22 protein-coding genes and 1 pseudogene are annotated in these 18,423 nt (G+C 66.7%); 15 read left to right on the top strand and 8 right to left on the bottom strand.

Going from position 1 to position 18,423, the window contains the following annotated elements:
- The first annotated feature begins 53 nt into the window (after nucleotides 1-53).
- The 5 genes from AB3X99_RS38305 (at nucleotide 54) to AB3X99_RS38285 (ending at nucleotide 5,909) form a co-directional block, all read left to right on the top strand.
- On the top strand, nucleotides 54-416 hold the full coding sequence (locus AB3X99_RS38305; protein ID WP_028207010.1) for a Rap1a/Tai family immunity protein: 363 nt from the start codon (nucleotides 54-56) through the stop codon (nucleotides 414-416).
- Nucleotides 417-621: 205 nt separating this feature from the next.
- Nucleotides 622-1,929, top strand: a complete 1,308-nt coding sequence (locus tag AB3X99_RS38300; RefSeq protein ID WP_368661785.1) for a mechanosensitive ion channel family protein — start codon at nucleotides 622-624, stop codon at nucleotides 1,927-1,929.
- Nucleotides 1,930-1,974: 45 nt separating this feature from the next.
- Complete coding sequence (otsA, locus tag AB3X99_RS38295) at nucleotides 1,975-3,381, top strand: alpha,alpha-trehalose-phosphate synthase (UDP-forming) (protein ID WP_069268069.1); 1,407 nt, start codon at nucleotides 1,975-1,977, stop codon at nucleotides 3,379-3,381.
- Nucleotides 3,382-3,484: 103 nt separating this feature from the next.
- Nucleotides 3,485-4,651, top strand: a complete 1,167-nt coding sequence (locus tag AB3X99_RS38290; RefSeq protein WP_368661784.1) for an AAA family ATPase — start codon at nucleotides 3,485-3,487, stop codon at nucleotides 4,649-4,651.
- A 190-nt stretch (nucleotides 4,652-4,841) separates the two neighbouring features.
- A complete protein-coding gene (locus tag AB3X99_RS38285) occupies nucleotides 4,842-5,909 on the top strand; it encodes a glycosyltransferase family 4 protein (protein WP_069268067.1) in 1,068 nt (355 codons plus the stop codon).
- Nucleotides 5,910-5,932: 23 nt separating this feature from the next.
- Here the strand turns inward: AB3X99_RS38285 and AB3X99_RS38280 are convergent, their stop codons facing one another.
- The 3 genes from AB3X99_RS38280 to AB3X99_RS38270 form a co-directional block, all read right to left on the bottom strand.
- Complete coding sequence (locus tag AB3X99_RS38280) at nucleotides 5,933-6,520, bottom strand: YSC84-related protein (RefSeq protein WP_368619965.1); 588 nt, start codon at nucleotides 6,518-6,520, stop codon at nucleotides 5,933-5,935.
- A gap of 128 nt (nucleotides 6,521-6,648) precedes the next feature.
- Nucleotides 6,649-7,092 carry a hypothetical protein gene (locus AB3X99_RS38275; RefSeq protein WP_368619964.1) on the bottom strand — a complete coding sequence of 148 codons (444 nt, stop codon included), beginning with the start codon at nucleotides 7,090-7,092 and terminating at the stop codon, nucleotides 6,649-6,651.
- Nucleotides 7,093-7,403: 311 nt separating this feature from the next.
- Entirely contained in the window at nucleotides 7,404-7,724 is a 321-nt protein-coding gene (locus AB3X99_RS38270) for a PsiF family protein (RefSeq protein ID WP_342945740.1), read from the bottom strand.
- A gap of 204 nt (nucleotides 7,725-7,928) precedes the next feature.
- Between AB3X99_RS38270 and AB3X99_RS38265 the strand changes: the two genes are divergently transcribed.
- Nucleotides 7,929-8,225, top strand: coding sequence for a YciI-like protein (locus AB3X99_RS38265; RefSeq protein ID WP_368606470.1), 297 nt, complete (start codon nucleotides 7,929-7,931; stop codon nucleotides 8,223-8,225).
- A 34-nt stretch (nucleotides 8,226-8,259) separates the two neighbouring features.
- Here the strand turns inward: AB3X99_RS38265 and AB3X99_RS38260 are convergent, their stop codons facing one another.
- Entirely contained in the window at nucleotides 8,260-8,931 is a 672-nt protein-coding gene (locus AB3X99_RS38260) for a phosphoribosyltransferase (protein WP_368619963.1), read from the bottom strand.
- Nucleotides 8,932-9,199: 268 nt separating this feature from the next.
- Here AB3X99_RS38260 and AB3X99_RS38255 point away from each other — a divergent pair, with 268 nt between their 5' ends.
- Nucleotides 9,200-9,421: a hypothetical protein gene (locus tag AB3X99_RS38255; RefSeq protein WP_069268061.1), complete on the top strand. Its 222-nt coding sequence runs from the start codon at nucleotides 9,200-9,202 to the stop codon at nucleotides 9,419-9,421.
- A 15-nt stretch (nucleotides 9,422-9,436) separates the two neighbouring features.
- Here AB3X99_RS38255 and AB3X99_RS38250 read toward each other — a convergent pair whose 3' ends face one another.
- Entirely contained in the window at nucleotides 9,437-10,294 is an 858-nt protein-coding gene (locus AB3X99_RS38250) for a LysR substrate-binding domain-containing protein (RefSeq protein WP_069268060.1), read from the bottom strand.
- Nucleotides 10,295-10,431: 137 nt separating this feature from the next.
- Between AB3X99_RS38250 and AB3X99_RS38245 the strand changes: the two genes are divergently transcribed.
- The 3 genes from AB3X99_RS38245 (at nucleotide 10,432) to AB3X99_RS38235 (ending at nucleotide 12,875) form a co-directional block, all read left to right on the top strand.
- On the top strand, nucleotides 10,432-11,592 hold the full coding sequence (locus tag AB3X99_RS38245) for a 2-aminoethylphosphonate--pyruvate transaminase (RefSeq protein ID WP_368619962.1): 1,161 nt from the start codon (nucleotides 10,432-10,434) through the stop codon (nucleotides 11,590-11,592).
- A 54-nt stretch (nucleotides 11,593-11,646) separates the two neighbouring features.
- The gene (phnX, locus tag AB3X99_RS38240; RefSeq protein WP_368619961.1) at nucleotides 11,647-12,450 is read left to right on the top strand and encodes a phosphonoacetaldehyde hydrolase; all 804 of its coding nucleotides are present in this window, start codon (nucleotides 11,647-11,649) and stop codon (nucleotides 12,448-12,450) included.
- Between the two features lie 107 nt (nucleotides 12,451-12,557).
- A complete protein-coding gene (locus AB3X99_RS38235; protein ID WP_069268057.1) occupies nucleotides 12,558-12,875 on the top strand; it encodes a YnfA family protein in 318 nt (105 codons plus the stop codon).
- Nucleotides 12,876-12,887: 12 nt separating this feature from the next.
- On the opposite strand, the pseudogene AB3X99_RS38230 reads toward AB3X99_RS38235, so the two are convergent.
- Nucleotides 12,888-13,025, bottom strand: a pseudogene (locus tag AB3X99_RS38230) (thioesterase family protein); the annotation flags it as partial.
- Nucleotides 13,026-13,532: 507 nt separating this feature from the next.
- Between AB3X99_RS38230 and AB3X99_RS38225 the strand changes: the two are divergent.
- From AB3X99_RS38225 to AB3X99_RS38205, 5 genes are all read left to right on the top strand, one after another.
- Nucleotides 13,533-13,865, top strand: coding sequence for a hypothetical protein (locus AB3X99_RS38225; protein ID WP_069268055.1), 333 nt, complete (start codon nucleotides 13,533-13,535; stop codon nucleotides 13,863-13,865).
- Nucleotides 13,866-13,869: 4 nt separating this feature from the next.
- Nucleotides 13,870-14,442, top strand: coding sequence for a cupin (locus AB3X99_RS38220; RefSeq protein WP_069268054.1), 573 nt, complete (start codon nucleotides 13,870-13,872; stop codon nucleotides 14,440-14,442).
- 70 nt (nucleotides 14,443-14,512) lie between these two features.
- A complete protein-coding gene (locus AB3X99_RS38215) occupies nucleotides 14,513-14,956 on the top strand; it encodes a PRC-barrel domain-containing protein (RefSeq protein WP_256094983.1) in 444 nt (147 codons plus the stop codon).
- 137 nt (nucleotides 14,957-15,093) lie between these two features.
- The gene (ppk2, locus tag AB3X99_RS38210) at nucleotides 15,094-15,915 is read left to right on the top strand and encodes a polyphosphate kinase 2 (RefSeq protein ID WP_342945749.1); all 822 of its coding nucleotides are present in this window, start codon (nucleotides 15,094-15,096) and stop codon (nucleotides 15,913-15,915) included.
- Between the two features lie 89 nt (nucleotides 15,916-16,004).
- Nucleotides 16,005-16,259 carry an RNA-binding protein gene (locus AB3X99_RS38205; RefSeq protein WP_254313976.1) on the top strand — a complete coding sequence of 85 codons (255 nt, stop codon included), beginning with the start codon at nucleotides 16,005-16,007 and terminating at the stop codon, nucleotides 16,257-16,259.
- 113 nt (nucleotides 16,260-16,372) lie between these two features.
- On the opposite strand, the gene arcC is transcribed toward AB3X99_RS38205, so the two are convergent.
- Both arcC and AB3X99_RS38195 read right to left on the bottom strand, forming a co-directional pair.
- Entirely contained in the window at nucleotides 16,373-17,302 is a 930-nt protein-coding gene (gene arcC, locus AB3X99_RS38200; RefSeq protein WP_069268050.1) for a carbamate kinase, read from the bottom strand.
- A gap of 106 nt (nucleotides 17,303-17,408) precedes the next feature.
- Nucleotides 17,409-18,419, bottom strand: a complete 1,011-nt coding sequence (locus AB3X99_RS38195; protein WP_342945751.1) for an ornithine carbamoyltransferase — start codon at nucleotides 18,417-18,419, stop codon at nucleotides 17,409-17,411.
- Nucleotides 18,420-18,423 lie beyond the last annotated feature (4 nt).

Below are 18,423 nucleotides of genomic sequence, written 5' to 3'. Positions count from 1 at the left end.
GGCCGCCCGGCGGCGCTCGATGCGCCGCTCCCCATGACAACTCAAGGAGAACCATGCTGCGGGTTCTGATCTGTGCGGGCGCGATGGCGTTGCCGCTCTCCGCTTTCGCATTCACGGCAAGCGACCTCAACCGGCTCTGCACGAAGACCGACGTGGCTTCGCGCAGTGCATGCGCTGCCTATATCGAAGGTGCCGCGGACGGCATCTTCAACACCATCGACGCCATCGGCGGCACTACCGGGCCGCGCGTGGGTCAATACTTCTGCCTGCCGCCCGATGCGCGCTCGGCGCAACTCACCGATGCGGTGCGCAAGTACATCGCCGACAACCCGAACGTGGCCGGCTACAACGCCAGTACTGCCATTTCGCTCGGGCTGGGCAAGGCGTTTCCCTGCAAGACCGGCAACGGGAGTTGAAGCCGGCCGGTTCGAGTCGTAATCCGTAGTCCGTAGTTAGATATAGCTGCAAACACGGCGCGGCACCGACCGCCGCCGCGCCGTTCATCATCGAGGCCGCAGCGGGGCCAGCGTTCACCCTCGCCGAGGCCGTCCGCGGGCCTGCGCCCGTGCCGTTTCCAAGAGTCGCCCTTTGCTCAGGATGCTCAGGAGGAACTGGCCGCAGATGCCGACACTCGACGATCTCTCCCATTTCACCGACGCGCCGCTGCACGACTGGCTCGGCACGTTGCTCGTGAGCGCGCTCGCGCTCGTTTTCGCGTTCGCCCTGCACTGGGTCGGCGGCCGCGTCTTGCTGCGCATCGCGCGCCCGTATCCGCGGGTCAGCGTGTTCCTGCGCTATATCCGCAAACCGGCGCTCGCCGTGCTCGCGATCCTCGCGATCGAATTCGTCTGGTGGCAGGCGCCCGACACGCTCAGGCACATCAGCGGCCTGCGCGAGCTGTGCGCGTTCGCGCTGATCGCCGCGATCACCTGGCTTTCGGTGCGCTGCGCGGCGGCGATCGGCGAGGCCATCATCGCCGCCCATCCGCTCGACATCGCCGACAACCTCCAGGCCCGCCGCATCCACACCCAGGCCCGCGTGCTCGCGCGTACGGTGATGGTGCTGATCATCATCGTGGGCGTGGGCGCGGCGCTCATGACCTTCCCGAACGTGAGGCAGATCGGCGCGAGCCTGCTGGCTTCGGCCGGGGTCGCCGGTCTCGTCGCCGGTATCGCGGCACGCCCCGTGCTAGGGAATCTGATTGCCGGTTTGCAGATCGCGCTCTCGCAGCCGATCCGGCTCGACGACGTGGTCGTGATCCAGGGCGAGTGGGGGCGCATCGAGGAAATTACCGGCACCTATGTTTCGGTGCGGATCTGGGACCAGCGGCGGCTCATCGTGCCGCTGCAATGGTTCATCGAGAATCCGTTCGCGAACTGGACGCGCAGCAGCTCGCAGATCATCGGCACGGTGTTTCTGTGGCTCGACTACCGCATGCCGCTCGCGCCGCTGCGCGAGGCGCTCGCGCGCATCGTCGACGGTGCGCCCGAATGGGACCGCCGTGTGCAGGTTTTACAGGTCACCGACGCCAACGAGCGCGCGATGCAGGTGCGCGTGCTGGTGAGTTCGCGCGACTCCGGCCTGAACTTCGATTTGCGCTGCCGCGTGCGCGAAGGGCTGCTCGATTTCGTCAACGAGCACTATCCGCAGTTCCTGCCGCGTGCGCGCGCTGAAGTTTCGGCGGAGCTCGAAAGCAGCACCGGGGAACTGCCGTCCTTCGTGCGCCGCCCCGCGCGGCAGGCGGCGGCGAGCACGGCGGCCCATACGGAGGCGGATCCCGTGACGGGCACGCGCGTGCCGGGAGACGGCGAGGAGCTGGAGACGCACCGCCCGGCGCGGCCGGCATCCGAAGCGGCTAAGGGGGCTGAGGCAGCGCAAGCCACCGACGCCCGCGAGCCGGCGACCGAAAGCCGCCGCGATAATGGTTGATAACCGCTGTCAGCGGTCGAGAGGGAAAGGAGGAGGAACAGCAAGATGGGCAGACTGATAGTCGTCTCGAACCGCGTGGCGACGCCGACGGAGACCAAGGGCTCGGCAGGCGGCCTCGCGGTCGGCGTATTCGGCGCGCTGAAGGACGCGGGCGGCGTGTGGTTCGGCTGGAGCGGCGACGTGGTGAGCGAGACGGTGGCGAACGCGGGGCCGACGCTCGTCGAAGAAGGCCACGTCACCTTTGCGACCGTCGGCCTCACGCGCAAGGACTACGATCAGTACTACCGCGGATTCTCGAACGCCACGCTCTGGCCGGTGTTCCACTACCGCAACGACCTCGCGCGCTACGAGCGCGACGAATACGCGGGCTATCGCCGCGTGAACGCGTGGCTCGCGCACAAGCTCATGAAGCTGATCCACCCGGACGACAACATCTGGGTGCACGACTACCACCTGATTCCGTTCGCCGAGGCGCTGCGCTCGGAAGGCGTACGCAACCGCATCGGCTTCTTTTTGCATATTCCGTTTCCTTCGCCGCAGGTGCTGCAGACCATTCCGCCGCACGACGAACTCGTCAGGTCGCTGTGCTGTTACGACCTGCTGGGCTTCCAGACGCAGAACGACCAGCAGGCATTCCACGACTACATCGCGCGCGAGGCGCGCGGCAAGGTTCGCGAGCGCGCAGAGAATCCGGAGCACGGCGAGGTCGAGGCGTATGGCCGCAAGCTGCGCACGGGGGTCTACCGCATCGGCGTGTTTCCGGACGAGATCGCCGAGCAGGCCGCGCGCTACGAAAGCCGCCAGCACGTGCTCGACCTCAAGCAGAGTCTGGAAGGGCGCAAGCTCATCATGAGCGTGGACCGGCTCGACTATTCGAAGGGGCTCGTCGAGCGTTTCCATGCGTTCGAGCAGTTGCTGGAAACGTCGCCCGAATGGCGCGGCAAGGTCACGCTCGTGCAGATCGCGCCGCCCACACGCTCGGATGTCGCGAGCTACAAGGTGATACGCGAGGAACTGGAGCGGGAAGCCGGGCGCATCAACGGCCGCTACTCTGGCCTCGATTACACGCCGATCCGCTATCTGAGCCAGCAGTACGACCGCTGGAAACTGATGTCGCTCTTTCGCGAGTCGCAGATCGGTTATGTGACGCCGCTGCACGACGGCATGAACCTCGTCGCCAAGGAATACGTGGCCGCGCAGAATCCCGGCGATCCGGGCGTGCTCGTGCTGTCGATCTTCGCGGGCGCGGCGGCCGAACTCACGGGCGCATTGCTCGTGAATCCTCATGATGCGACCGGTATGTCGGAAGCGCTCGAACGCGCGCTCTCGATGCCGCTCGAAGAACGCCAGGCGCGCTACCAGACCAACATGGAGGCGCTCAGACGCAACGACCTCGGCGTGTGGCGAGATACCTTCCTGCGCGACCTCGCGGCGGTGCCCCAGCCGCGCTGAACGATACGGGGCACAGGCGACTCGCGTGCCGGCACGATTGCGTATGATGCGTGGCTGATCCACGCATCCGCAGTGCGACTGCCACGCCACCCCGCGCACCTTCATGCTGACTACGCTCGCCATCGCCAACTACCGCTCGCTGCGCGAGTTCATCGTGCCGCTCGGTGCGCTCAACGTCGTGACCGGTCCGAACGGCAGTGGCAAGTCGAATCTCTATCGCGCGTTGCGTCTGCTCGCGCTCACCGCCCGCGGCGGCGTGATCCCGTCGCTGGCGCGCGAGGGCGGCCTGCAATCCACGCTGTGGGCGGGCCCCGAGCGCTTCTCGCGCGCCGTCACCGCTGGGGAATACGCGGTGCAGGGCACGGTACGCAAGGATGCGGTGAGCCTGCGCCTGGGCTTCGCGGGCGACGCCTTCGGTTACGCGATCGATCTGGGATTGCCGCTGCCTTCGTCCACTTCGCAGTTTTCGCTCGACCCGGTGATCAAGCGCGAATGCATCTGGAGCGGGCCGATCCTGCGGCCCTCGGCGTTGCTCGTGGATCGCCAGGGGCCGATGATCCGCATCCGCGACGCCGCGGGCGAATGGACGACGCTCGCGCAGCCCGTGGCGAGCTTCGACAGCATGATGACCGAGTACGCCGACCCGCGCAGCGCACCCGAAATGATCGCCGTGCGCGAGCAGATTCGCTCGTGGCGTTTCTATGACCACTTCCGCACCGACGAGCACGCGAGCGCGCGCCAGGTGCAGATCGGCACGCATTCGCCGGTGCTCGCCGACGACGGCGCCAACCTCGCCGCCGCGCTGCAGACGATCCGCGAGATCGGCGACGGCGAGGCGCTCGATACCGCCATCGGCGACGCCTTTCCGGGCGCGCGCGTCGAAATCGTGAATCACGAAGGGCGCTTCGAGGTAGCGCTGCGCCAGGAGGGGCTATTGCGGTCGCTGCGTGGCGCGGAGCTCTCGGACGGCACCTTGCGCTATCTGCTGCTCGCGGCGGCGCTGCTGAGCCCGCGGCCGCCGGGCCTGCTGGTGCTCGACGAGCCCGAGACGAGCCTGCATCCGGACCTGCTGCCGTCGCTCGCGCGGCTCATCGCGCGGGCGTCGCGGCACTCGCAGGTCATCGTCGTTTCGCACGCGGCGCGGCTCGTGGCGGCGCTGGAGCGCGAGGCCGGCAGCCAGTCGGTCGTGCTCGAACGGCGCCTCGGCGCAACCGGGTTCGGCGACCCCGATACGCTCGACGTGCCGGCCTGGAAATGGCCCGCCAGATAGGCCGGTAGGGAAAACGCAGGGGTTGTTTCGGCATGTAACACCGTATAGAAATTGAAAGACTGGCGGCGCGCGAGCCCGGCTTGCCGAATAATGGGATAACTGCTGCGTCGCCGATGGCCGCCCGGACCTGGCTTAGAATGACCGGCACCGCAAGAACGGGCAACGCGGCCCCGTTTCCTGGAGACACACGATGAGAATTGCGCAGATCGCCCCGCTGACCGAATCGGTCCCGCCGAAGCTCTATGGCGGCACCGAGCGCGCCGTGTCGTATATCACTGAAGCGCTGGTCGAACTCGGGCACGACGTCACGCTGTTCGCGAGCGGCGATTCGCTCACGAGCGCGAAGCTCGAGCCCGTGTGGCCACGAGCGCTGCGGCTCGACCCCGGCATCCGCGACCGTATCGCACCGCACATGCTCCTCATGGAAATGGTGCGCCGCCAGGCCGACCAGTTCGACGTGTTGCATTTCCATATGGACTACTACTCGTTTTCGGTGTTCAAGCGCCAGGAAACGCCGTTCGTGACGACGCTGCACGGCCGTCTCGACCTGCCCGAGCAGCAGCCGGTCTTCGATACGTTCAACACCGCGCCCGTCATCTCGATCTCCAATGCGCAGCGCCAGCCGATGCCGCAAGCGCGCTGGCTGCGCACGGTCTACCACGGCCTGCCCGAGACGCTCTACACGCCGCAGCCTGTGGAGCAGCGCTATCTTGCGTTTCTCGGCCGTATTTCGCCGGAAAAACGCGTCGACACGGCGATACGCATTGCCGGGCGCTGCGGGCTGCTCATCCGGATCGCCGCGAAGGTCGACGAAGCCGACCGCGAGTATTTCGAGCGCGACATCAAGCCGTTGTTAGCGCTGCCGCACGTCGAGTACGTGGGCGAGATCAACGACAGCCAGAAGGCCGAATTCCTCTCCGGCGCCCATGCGCTGCTGTTCCCGATCGACTGGCCGGAGCCGTTTGGCCTCGTGATGATCGAGGCGATGGCGTGCGGCACGCCCGTGATCGCGTTCAATCGCGGCGCCGTACCGGAGGTGGTGGAAGAGGGCGTGACGGGCTTTATCGTCGAGGACGAGATCGGCGCCGTGGCGGCGGTGAACCGCATCGCGCGCGTTCCGCGCGCCGGCGTGCGGCGCCGCTTCGAAGAGCGTTTCACCTCGCACCGCATGGCGCAGGAGTACGTGCAGGCGTACGAGGCGGTGATTCGCGCGAACAAGCGTTCGCGCTTCAAGGTGATCGATACGTCCGCGAGCTGAGCGCACGGACGTCCGCGGGGCGTCTAGAGCTCGAGTTTCGTGATCTTCGTGCCGCCGAGCGAGAGGTCGCCGATCAGCCCGCTGTTGGTGAGCACGAAGACCTGCACGGGCTGGGTGGCCGTGGTGGTGTCGATCGAGCCGTTCGCGCCGACCTTCACGAGCGCGACCGATGCGTCGCCGCCTGCCGACCAGCCGCTCGAATTGCGGAATTTCGCCAGCGCGTCTTCCGTCATGAAGAGATAGATGACGGACTTCGACTGCACGCCGAGCGTTGCGCCAACCGACGCCGACGACGTGCTGTAAAAGCCAACCGTGCTGCCCCCCACGCGCAGCGCGCCGTCGCCGTGTTCGCCGCCGACGCCGATGCCCGCCTGGATCACGCGCGGGAACACCAGAATGCCGCGAGCTTTGCCGACCAGTTCGCGCGAGCCCGGCACCGTCTGATAGAGGCGCGACAGGATGGCGTCGACGTCGGAGTTGATCGAGTCGGCGCGCGACGCATTGGTCGCGGGGCTGGGGGCCTGGCTGCCGGTGGTGGTGCAGCCCGAGAGTGTCGCGACGCCGACGGCGATTGCGACAGAAGCCTTCAAAAGCATGCGAGATGCGTTCATCTTGTTCTCCGTTCTAGTTGCCGGGCGCCGCGATGTCACGGCGTCCCGTCGTTATACCCGAACGTCCCGACCCGCTCTTTGAGGCTGCGCAGCACACACGCTGTGCGCTGGGGCATGCACGAAACGCGCTAGCGCTCCGGCACGGGCTTGGCCGTGGGCCGACGCAAGGCGCGCTTCACGCCGCCGATGAGCACGCCGATCGCGAGCAGCACCGCAGCGGGCACGACCCAGTAGCCGACGAACGCGTGCCACAGGTAGCCTGCGAGCGTCGTGCGCCGCACGGCGTATTCGTCGCGCGCTTCCTGCTGGCGCTGTGCGTTCGCCGCGAGCACCACGGCGGGGCAGCCGGCTGCACGCGCGGTTTCGGGCGTGCCGTGGCAGCGCAGCGGGGCGCCGGCGTCGCGCTCGGCGTCGGTGAAGGTCCAGGAGGTCAGCGCGCGCTGCAGATCCGCGCGGTTATACGCCATCTCGTCCTGAACCTCGCGCACCGCGACGATCATCACCGGCACGAGCCAGAAGGTGATCACCATGAGCCAGCGGCGAAACCAGCGGTTCTTGTGTCTCCATGCCATCTGCGCCTCCGTTCGATGCCATTGGCATCAACGTCAACGCGGCAGCCCGATGGCTAATGTGTGATTTCGCGGGGAGGGGCCGCCGCTGCAGCCATCATAGGAGAAAAACGGCACGTCCGAATGCGGGTGATGACGCAAATCCGCGCAAACCTGCGCGATTTCGCATCCGTCGACGATGATTCGCACAACCGCAGACACGGGCGCTGCAACGCACAAAAACAGCGCATAAAAAAACGCGCCGCAGCAAAGGCTGCGGCGCGCGGATCCTGCGAGTGCAAACGGGTGCGGGAGCGTTCCCGAACCCGCTTCGCTCAGCTCTTGGTCGAGAGGCAGGTCTTCATGAATGCCTTGCGGTCGTCGCCCTTCTTGTCGCCGGCCTGGGCGTTGCACGCCTTCATGCGCTCTTGCTGGGTCATCGTCGGAGCCGGAGCGCCGGCAGTCGAAAGGCACTGCTTCATGAATGCCTTGCGGTCGTCGCCTTTCTTGTCGCCGGCCTGGGCGTTGCATGCCTTCATCTTGTTCTGCTGGCTGTTCGCCGCCGGCGCGGAAGCGGGTGCGGCGGTCTGTGCGAACGCCGGCGCGGCCAGCACGCCGCCCAGCACGATTGCAGCAATGACGGATTGCATCTTCATCGTTCACTCCCTTGACTTTGGACGTTCTCAGTTGACGTGCGGCCAGCCGTAAAGGCCGGTGCGCCTCGCGCGCGCCGCCATTATGGCAAAGCTGCCATTAAAACGACGCAGCGATGTGTTCGGTTGACGCGCGCGCTGCTGCACAATGTTCGCTATCGGCCGTCGACCCAGTCCGGCGTGGCCGCAACGACACGGAGAACGCGCATGCATTACCTCTTGATGTACGAACTCGCAGACGACTACCTCGAACGCCGCCCCGAACACCGCAGTGCGCATCTGAAGCTGGCATGGGCGGCCGTCGAACGCGGCGAGTTGCTCCTGGCGGGTGCGGTTGCCGATCCCGTCGACAACGCGCTGCTGCTTTTCCAGGGTGACAGTCAGGCCGCGGCCGAAGCGTTCGCGCGCGCCGACCCGTACGTGCTTTCGGGGCTCGTGAAGCATTGGCGCGTGCGGCCCTGGCAAACGGTGGTGGGCGAAGCGGCGTCGAATCCGGTGAAATAAGGCGCAAGTGCAGCGGCGGCGCAACCCGCGCGGCTTAGCTCTGCGCGTCGCCGCGCGCGTCGTTCGCCGCAGCTTGAGCCAACAACTCGCGCACGGTGTCGTCGCTGACCTGATCGAAGTCGAGATAGAACTGGCCGACGCTGTAGAACGCCTCGGGCGTGCGCGCACAGACGAATTCGTCCACCGTCCTGCCGAGCCGGTCCCGCGAGCCCGAGGGCGCGACCGGCAGCGCTGCGACGATGCGCGCGGGGCCAAGCGTGGCGAGCGCGAGCGCCGCTGCCTTGAGCGACGCGCCCGTGGCCATGCCGTCGTCGACGATGACCGCCACACGGCCCGCCACCGCAAGCGGAGCACGCTCGCCGCGATAGCGCGCCTCGCGCCGGCCAAGCTCGATGCGTGCGAGCGCCATGGCGCTCTGCAACTGGGCCTCGCTCACGCCGGCGCTGCGTACGAGCGCACTGTCCACGTACTGCGCGCCGTTCGACGACAGCGCGCCCATGGCGAGTTCCGGCTGCCAGGGCAGGCCAAGCTTGCACACGGGCAAGACATCGAGCGGCACCTGCAGCGCCTTCGCGACTTCATAGGCTACGGGCACGCCGCCGCGCGGGAGCGCGAGCACGATGACGTCGCGTCTGCTCGCGTAGGCCGAGAGCGGGCCGGCGAGCGAACGGCCCGCCTCGCGGCGATCGGTAAAGGGGCGTTCCATGAAGAGGTCCTCCCATCTCGTTGCAGGCAAACTGGCCAAGGGCCGCGCAACGATGCGTTCAGTTTGCCACTCGCGGCCACACGCTGCTGGTAAAAAGGGCACCTCGCCGGCTTCCACGATGCGGCGCGCAATGCGAGCGGTCGTGCATGCCACTGCCCGCGCGATCCATTGCGGGGCGGCGCTCATTTGCATACGCGGATTTCTCGTTTGGCGCGGGCGTATCGCCTCGCTACGATGAAGTCGATCCCGCCACCGACGAGGTCTCGCCATGTCCGAATCCGCCTCCTTCAAGCCGCGCGTCGTCGAACCGGTCGTGCCCGATGCCCCCGACGGCCTCGGGCTCGCCGTCGAGCTGTGGCTCGCGCGCCCGGTCGACGGCATCGCGGGCCGGGCGCTGCGGATTCACCTGCGCCACGGCGCGCGCATGGAGCAGGCCGAAACGCTGCGCGATCTGCTCCATGCCGTCGGCACCGCTATCGTGGTGTCCTGACGGCCCTCCCGCCGCTCAATCGAGCGGAATGGCAAAGAGCGCGTCGAGCAGATTCGACGAGGTCGTGTCGGCGAGGCGCGTAAGCGATTCGACCATGCGCACCTGGCAGTCCACGAGTGGCAGCATGCGAATGCGCCGCGACTCGCCAAATTCCGCATGCGCGATCACACCCACGCCCACGCCCTGCGCAATGGCCGTTTGCAAGGCCTCGCGGCCATCCACGTAGAGCACGGGCTGGACCTGCAGTCCTTTGCGCACGAGTTCGGCTTCGAGCAACTGCTGCGTGACCGAATGCGTTTCGCGAAACACCATGGGCTCGCGCACGAGTTCCTCGTACGTCATGCGGCGCTTTTTCGCGGCGGGGCTTTCGGCGGGCACGACCGCGACCAGCGGTTCCTCGCGCAGCACGCGGGCCTGCAGCCGGCTGTGAACCTGACGCGCGGCCGTGATCGCGGCGTCGGCTTCGCTCGCGAGGACGCGGCGCATGCATTCCGTCGCGTTCGCGATCGATAGCTTGATCACCACCCCCGGATAGCGCCGCCTGAACGCGCCGATCAGCTTGATGGCGAGGTCGGGCGCGTCGGCGGCGAGGGCGAGTTCGCCCGATTCGAGCGCGCCTGCCGCTTCGAGAAGCCGCCGCGCGTCGCGCTCACACCCCACCATCTGACGCGTCACCGCGAAAAGTCGTCGCCCGAGTTCGGTGAGTTCCACACCGCGAGGGCCGCGTTCGAACAGTTTGACCCCGAAATCTTGTTCGAGCCGCCGCACATGGTCCGATACGGCCGGCTGCGTGAGCGAGAGCGCCTGCGCGGCGCGTGAGAACCCACCGTGTTCGGCGACCGCGTGAAAAGCCCGCAATTGCGCGTATTGCATGTCGAAGCACTCCGGCGACAGGAGAAAAACTGGGGATAAGTTCAACTTATATCGACATCGATTATATCGATTTTACCGATGGACGGCGCTGCGCTAACGTGTCGGGATCGACTGTCCCGACGCCCACTGGAGCCCGCATGACCACCCCCGCCGAGCCGTATCTCCTGACCCCCGGACCGCTTACGACCGCAGCCTCGACCAAGGCCGCGATGCAGCGCGACTGGGGCTCGTGGGACGCCGACTTCCGCGCCATGACCGCGCAATTGCGCGCCGCGCTGCTGCAGATCGCGGGCGACGAGCAGGGTGAATACGACTGCGTGCCGTTGCAGGGCAGCGGCAGCTATTGCGTCGAGGCGATGCTCGGCAGTTTCGTGCCGCGCAATGGCCACGCGCTCGTGCTCGCCAACGGCGCGTATGGCAAGCGCATCGCCACGACGCTGCGCTACCTGGGTCGCGAGCACACCGTGCACGACACCGGCGACTACCTGCCGGCGCGCGCCAAAGACGTCGAACAGCTGCTGATCGCGAACCCGGACATCACGCATGTCGTCGTCGTGCACTGCGAGACCAGCTCGGGCATTCTGAACCCGATCGAGGAGATCGCGGCCGTGACGGCCCGCCAGGGGCGGCGCCTCCTGGTCGACTCGATGAGCGCGTTCGGCGCGGTGCCGCTCGACGTGCGCACGCTGCCTTGCGACGCGTTCGTCTCCTCGGCCAACAAGTGCGTCGAGGGCGTGCCGGGCTTCGGCTTCGTGATCGCAAAGAAGGAAGTCCTGAACAACGCAAAGGGCGTGAGCCACTCGCTCGCGCTCGATATCTACGACCAGTGGGACGTCATGAACCGCACCGGCCAGTGGCGCTTCACGCCGCCCACGCACGCGGTGGCCGCGTTCATCGAGGCGCTGCGCCTGCACGCGCTCGAAGGTGGTCAGCCGGGGCGCCTTGCACGCTATGCGCGCAACCGCGACGTACTCGTCGAGGGCATGCGCGGGCTCGGTTTCGAGCCGCTGCTGACCGAAGCCTGGCGCTCGCCCATCATCGTCACGTTCTTTTCGCCGGCCGATCCCGCATTCGACTTCGCGCGCTTCTACGAACTGATGAAGGCGCAGGGTTTCATCATCTATCCGGGCAAGCTGACGAGCGTGGAGAGCTTTCGCGTCGGCTGCATCGGCGCACTCGACGAGACCGTCATGCGCCGCGTCGTGGCCGCGTGCGGCGAAGCGCTGCGCACGCTCGGCGTGGCAAGCGCTGCGCCCGCGCCGGTCGACCTCGGCGCACGCGAAGCGCTCGCCGCGTAATACGCACAGATCGTCAAGACTCCACATCATCGATTTCTTAGCAGGACGCATGAAATGAAACACGTCAAGGCAGTAATTTTCGACTGGGCGGGCACCGTGGTCGACTACGGTTCGCGCGCGCCGATGGGCGCGTTCGTCGAGACCTTCGAGCAGTTCGGCGTGCCGATCACGATCGACGAGGCGCGCGGGCCGATGGGCATGGCCAAGCGTCCGCACATCGCGGCGCTGATGGCGCTGCCGCGCGTCGCGGCGGCGTGGGAAGCGCACTACGGCCACGCGCCTGGCGAAGCCGATATCGACGCCGTGTACGACGTCTTCGTGCCAAAGAACGTCGCCGTGGCCGCGCAGTACAGCGACGTGATTCCGGGCGTGGCGGCCGTGACCGCCGCGCTGCGTGCCGACGGCGTACGCATCGGCTCGACCACGGGCTACACGCGCGAAATCATCGACCAGATCGTGCCGGGCGCGAAGGCTCAGGGTTTCGATCCGGACAGCATCGTTTGCACGGGCGACACGCCCGAGGGCCGGCCTTCGCCATACATGATCTACCGCGCGCTGCCGCAGCTCGGCGTGTGGCTCGCGCGCGACGCGATCAAGGTGGACGACACCGAAGTCGGCATCGAGGAGGGCATCAACGGCGGGACGTGGGCGGTGGGTGTCGCCGTGAGCGGCAACGCGTTCGGCCTGACCGAGGAAGAAGTTCGCGCGCTCGCGCCCGAAGAATTCACGCGCCGCCGCGCCGCGGCCGCGGAACGCCTGCGTGCGGCGGGCGCGCACTACGTGATCGACAGCGTCGCCGATCTGCTGCCCGTGGTGAACGAGATCGAAGCGCGGCTGGCCCGCGGCGAGCGGCCCTGAGGCGACCCGAAGGGAACTGAGGGGAACAGAGCGGTACGTTGCGAAGAACGCGCAGGCGGCCTCGCCGCCTGCGTTACCATGGGCGCCCCAGCCACTAGCCGCCGCCCATGAAGACGTTTGCGCTTTTCGTCGTGACCGCGCTCGCCGAGATCATCGGCTGCTATCTGCCTTATCGCTGGCTGCGCGAAGGCGCGAGTGCGTGGCTCCTCGTGCCCGCCGCTGCCTCGCTCGCGCTCTTCGCGTGGCTGCTCACGCTCCATCCCACGGCCGCCGGGCGCACCTATGCGGCCTACGGCGGCGTCTATGTCTGCGTGGCGATTCTCTGGCTCTGGGCCGTCCAGGCGATCAGGCCGAGCCCCTGGGACTGGGCCGGCATCGGCTTCACGCTAGCCGGCATGGCGCTCATCATGTTCCAGCCGCGCTGAGCGAATCCAGGCTCAGCCGAGCGTATTGACTTGCGGAAACTTGTCGCGGAAGGCCTGCGGCATCGGCACGACCTTTTTCGCTTCGTAGTCGAAGAACACGAAGCCCGATTTCGCCATGGCGATGAGCGCGCCATCGGCCGGCCGCGTGATGGACGAATGGCCCGAGGTGAAGGCCGCCCCGTCGCGCCGCTTGCGAGCCACCGGCTGAGCGCTGCCGCGCCATGGCGGCGCAAGCGCGCTAGCGCAGGCGCTCGGGTGGCGCTTCAGGCGGAGGATCGCCTTCCGGTACGGGCGGCGGCTCGCTGTCCGGTACTGGAGGAGGTGGCGGACGATGCGGATCGTCGGGCTCCTCGGTCGGCAGATGAGACTCGGGGCCGCGGCCAACACGAGCGGCGGGCAGGAAATTCGAACGCATAAACCTCTCCGGGATACACGAAGCGTGCGCCAGAGGGGGCGTCGCAGCCCCTCGGCCTCGCCTTCGCGCGAATCGATTTGCCCGGCTCGGCGCAAACGCCGTGCCCCGCAGGTCGCCGGGGCCTGCCGGGGCCGGTACGCGGGTTGCTGCTTATCAAGCTGGGACCGGCGCGGTCAGCTCGCTTCGACTGTGCGGGGTCCTCGCATCCGGGCTCGCAACGTACTGAAGGAGGACCGATCACCATGCACACCCGACCGACGAAGGTTTTCGTGCCCGGCGCGCTCGCGCTGGCACTCGTCCTGGAAGGAGCAGCGGCGGGCGCGGCGCTCGCGCAGGACAACACCGGCGCGGATCGGCCGACCACGGCGCCCGCCACCGAGTCGAGCGGGGCGAAGGCCAACGGCGTGTACCCGGCGCCGACCCAGGGCGTCGAGAAGGGCGTGCCCGCCAGCAAGGGCGCACAGGCGACGCGAACGACACATTCCTCGAAACACAAACCGCATCACGCGAAAAAGCCGGCAAACGGCGCGGCGGGCGCGTCGGCCGCCGCGGGCGGCAGCGTTGCGAGGGAGTAAGACGATGCATGAAGATCGCGCCTTTCATTTTCCGCGCAAACTGCGCGAAAGCCGTCCGGCCCAACGCGAAAGCGGCGTCGAAACTTTCGTCCTCGCCGCGCACGGCTGGGTGCCGAACAACGCACGGCTTCCGGTCATCGTCTATCGGCGCGCGCTGGCGCCAGGCGCCCATGACCTTGCACGGGCATTCAACGAACGCTTCGAGGCGAACGGCTGGCCGGTACAATGGCTCGACGGCGTATTCGACTATCACCATTTCCATTCCACGGCGCACGAGGTGCTGGGCGTGTTCGCCGGCACCGCCGAGCTGATTCTCGGCGGCCCGGGCGGGCGCGTGCTGCGCGTGCATGCCGGCGACGCGCTGCTGCTGCCGGCCGGCACCGGTCATTGCCTGCTGTCGCTCGCCGGCGGCTTTCGCGTAGCGGGCGGCTATCCGCGCGGGCAGCAGTGGGACATCCGCCGCGACGCGCTGACGTCGGCGGAGTTGCGCGCCATGCAGGCGCTGCCGTATCCCGCAAGCGATCCCATTTACGGCGAACGGGGGCCGTTGATCGAGCATTGGCTCGCGCAGGCGTGAGCGCGCCAGGCACAGCGCTTGCCTTCAGGCGGTATTCGCCGTGCATTCGCACAAGGGATAGGGGGATACCATGACGACACAATCGAATCGCCCGCTGAATATGCGAGACCTGGCTTGTCGCCGCGCTTGTGCGCTCGTCGTCTCGTTCGGGTGCACGTTCGGCTGTGCGCTGGGCGTACCGTCTGCCGCGCTCGCGCAGGGCGCACCGCAATCGATCGCCGTGCAGCGCATGGCGACGGTGCAGTCTGGCACCGGATTTCGCGCCTCGAAGCTCGTGGGCTCAGACGTCTACGACAATAGCGGCAGCAAGATCGGCGCGATCGACGACATCGTGCTCGAGTCGCCTAACCAGGGTGCCTTCGCGATTCTCTCCGTGGGCGGCTTCCTCGGTCTGGGCAAGCATCTCGTGGCCGTGCCGTTCAACGACCTGCGCATCGACAGCAAGCAGATCGTGCTGCAGGCCGACAAGGACCAGCTGAAGGCCATGCCCGAGTTCAACTACGCGCACGAATGACGCGCTCTTAGGTGAGCGTGATTGCCGGAGGTCAAGACGGCCAGGGCCTGAGTCCAAAGTCCTATTGCGCGCCCCTCGTTCACCCACCATAGTGGATGGATGCCTCGTGTGAGGCGTCTGAAGCGGGGAGCGATTCAATGGCGAAGAAAGAGGAAGTCAAGGCGGCGAGCGCAGCCGCGCCGGCAGAAAAACTCAGCGAAAAGGCCTATCAAAAGGAACTCGGGCGCCTGCATGGCGAACTCGTTCGCTTGCAGGAGTGGGTGGTCCAGAAGCGCCTCAGGGTATGCATCCTGTTCGAAGGCCGCGACGGCGCAGGCAAGGGCGGCACGATCAAGGCGCTCACCGATCGGGTCAGCCCGCGCGTATTTCGCGTATTCGCGCTGCCCGCGCCCACGGAGCGCGAGAAGTCGCAGATGTACTTCCAGCGCTACCTGCCGCTGCTGCCCGCCGCGGGCGAAATCGTGGTGTTCGACCGAAGCTGGTACAACCGTGCGGGCGTCGAGCGCGTGATGGGCTTTTGCACGCCGGAACAGGCGACGGAATTCCTGCGCGGCGTGCCGCTCATCGAACGCGCCATCATCGACTCGGGCACAATCCTCATCAAGTTCTGGCTCGAAGTGAGCCAGCAAGAGCAGACCCGGCGCCTCGAAGGGCGCATCAACGACCCGCGCAAGATCTGGAAGCTTTCGCCCATGGACCTGCTGTCGTATAGCCGCTGGTACGACTATTCACGCGCGCGCGACGAAATGTTCGACATGACGGATACACCGGAATCCCCATGGTTCGTTGTCCGATCCGATGACAAGAAGCGCGCGCGTCTGAATGTCATCAGCCATATCCTGAACACCATTCCGTACAAGGCGCTGCCGCGCGAGAAGGTCACGCTGCCCGAGCGCCAGAAGGCACAAGGCTACCGCGACCCGGACTATCGTTACCGTTACGTGCAGGAGAAGTACTGAGCGGCATCGCGTCCGACCCGGCGCAGCTTGTCGTCGCGCCGGATAAAACCACACTATCATCACGATTGAACGCTCACGAGGGGTAGACCATGGCCGAGCTGCTGTTGGGTAATATCGACGAACACGTCACCGACGCCGAAATCAACGAGTTTCTGGAGCGCTACGGTTTCCCGCCGTACGACGCGATTCAGCGCATCGAGGGAGCGGGCCGTCCCGGCGCGCTGCTCACCTTCCACGCCGCGAGCGAGGAGGGGTTGCGCCGCTTGCAGGGACGCATTAACAACCTGTTCTGGCGCGAGCACACCATCAGCGCACAGGTCATGCCGCCCGCACGCGAGGAATAGGCGCACGCAACTACACAACAGGGCGCGCACCGCGGCTACGCCAGCTGCGGTGCGCGCCCTGCATTTTCAGGCACCGTTTCGAGGCGGCCGCCCGCGAACCGTAAAGGCCAGCCTCAATAGAAGATCAAACCCGGCCGCTGCGTGCTCACGCGCGTACCCGCCTTGCCCTGGGTGATCGCCACGATATCGGCCAGCGCGCCGATCACCGCATCCTTGCCGGTGTTGCGCGCGAACTCCGCGGCCGCCATGACCTTCGGACCCATCGACCCGGCCGCGAAGCCCAGCTTCTCCAGTTCGTCGGGATGCGCGCTCGCAATCGCCTTTTGTGACGGCTGGCTCCAGTCGACGTACGTGGCGTTCACGTCGGTCGCGATGATGAGCATATCGGCCTCCAGCTCCTGCGCGAGCAGGGCGGAGCATAGATCCTTGTCGATCACCGCCTCCACGCCGCCCAGCTTGTGGCCTTCGCCGTAGAGCGTCGGAATGCCGCCGCCGCCCGCGCAAATCACGATCGTGCCGCGCTCCAGCAGCCATTTCACGGGGCGGATCTCGAAGATGTGCTTCGGCCGCGGGCTCGCCACGACACGGCGGAACTTGTCACCGTCCGGGGCGATGGCCCAGCCGCGCTCCGCGGCGAGCTTCTGCGCCTGCTCCTTCGTATAGACCGGGCCGATCGGCTTGCTCGGATGCTGGAACGCAGGATCGTTCGCGTCCACTTCGACCTGGGTGAGGATGGTCGCGAACGGCACCTCGTACGGCAGGAGATTGCCGAGTTCCTGCTCGATCATGTAGCCGATCATGCCCTCGGTCTGCGCGCCGAGCACGTCGAGCGGGTAGCCGGGCACGTCCTTGTAGGCCTCGCCCTGCAGCGCGAGCAGGCCGACCTGCGGCCCGTTGCCGTGGGCGATCACCAGTTCGTTGCCCTGCGCGATCTGCGCGATCTGGGTGGCCGCGAGGCGCACGTTCTCGCGCTGGTTCTCTGCCGTCATCGGCTCGCCGCGACGCAGCAGCGCGTTGCCGCCAAGCGCAATCACGATTCGCATGTCTGACTCCCAAGGTGATGCGTGTCGGTGAAGCGGGGCGCATGCACCGCGTTACCGGGTTTGCAACCCGGCCGCGCGGCGCACGCGCGCCGTCGAGCGGTACGGCTCAAATGTCGGCGAGCGTCGAAACGAGAATCGCCTTGATCGTGTGCATGCGGTTTTCCGCCTGCTCGAAGGCCAGATTCAGTGGCGATTCGAATACTTCCTCAGTGACCTCGACGCCGTTCTTCAACTCGGGATACGTGTCAGCGATCTGCTTGCCGACCTTGGTCTCGCTGTTGTGGAAGGCCGGCAGGCAATGCATGAAGCGCGTTTGTGCGCTGCCGCTCGCCTTCATGAGCGCCATGTTCACCTGGTAAGGCAGCAGCACCTTGATACGTTCGCCCCAGGCTTCCATGGGCTCGCCCATCGAGACCCACACGTCGGTGTGCACGAAATCCACGCCCTTGACGGCTTCCTTGGGGTCTTCGGTGAGCAGCATGCGCGCGCCGCTTTCCTCGGCGAACTTCTTGCAGTCCGCCACGAGATCGTCGTGCGGCCAGAGCGACTTCGGCGCCGCGATGCGCACGTCCATGCCGAGCTTCGCGCCAATCAGCAGCAGCGAGTTGCCCATGTTGTTGCGGGCGTCGCCCAGATACGCGTAGCTGATCTGCGTGAGCGGCTTGTCCGAATGCTCGCGCATGGTGAGTACGTCGGCGAGCATCTGCGTGGGGTGGTATTCGTCGGTCAGACCGTTGAATACCGGCACGCCGGCGAACTTCGCGAGTTCCTCGACGATGTCCTGTTTGAAGCCGCGATACTCGATCGCATCGTACATGCGGCCCAGCACGCGCGCCGTGTCCTTCATGCTTTCCTTGTGGCCGATCTGCGACGAGGTCGGATCGATATAGGTGACGTTCGCGCCCTGGTCGTAGGCCGCGACTTCGAACGCGCAGCGCGTGCGTGTGGAGGTCTTCTCGAAGATCAGCGCAATGTTGACGCCCTTGAGGTGCTGCTGCTCGGTCCCCGTGTATTTGGCGCGCTTGAGGTCGCGCGAGAGGTCGAGCAGATAACGCAGCTCGCGGGTGCTGTGGTGCATGAGACTAAGCAGGCTGCGGTTGCGCAGGTTGAAAGCCATGTCG

This window comes from Paraburkholderia sp. BR10882 (genome assembly GCF_040948855.1).
GTDB classification, from domain to species: Bacteria; Pseudomonadota; Gammaproteobacteria; order Burkholderiales; family Burkholderiaceae; genus Paraburkholderia; species Paraburkholderia nodosa_A.
The sequence above is the reverse complement of the archived record's forward strand: the minus strand, read 5'-3'. Positions and strand labels throughout refer to the sequence as shown.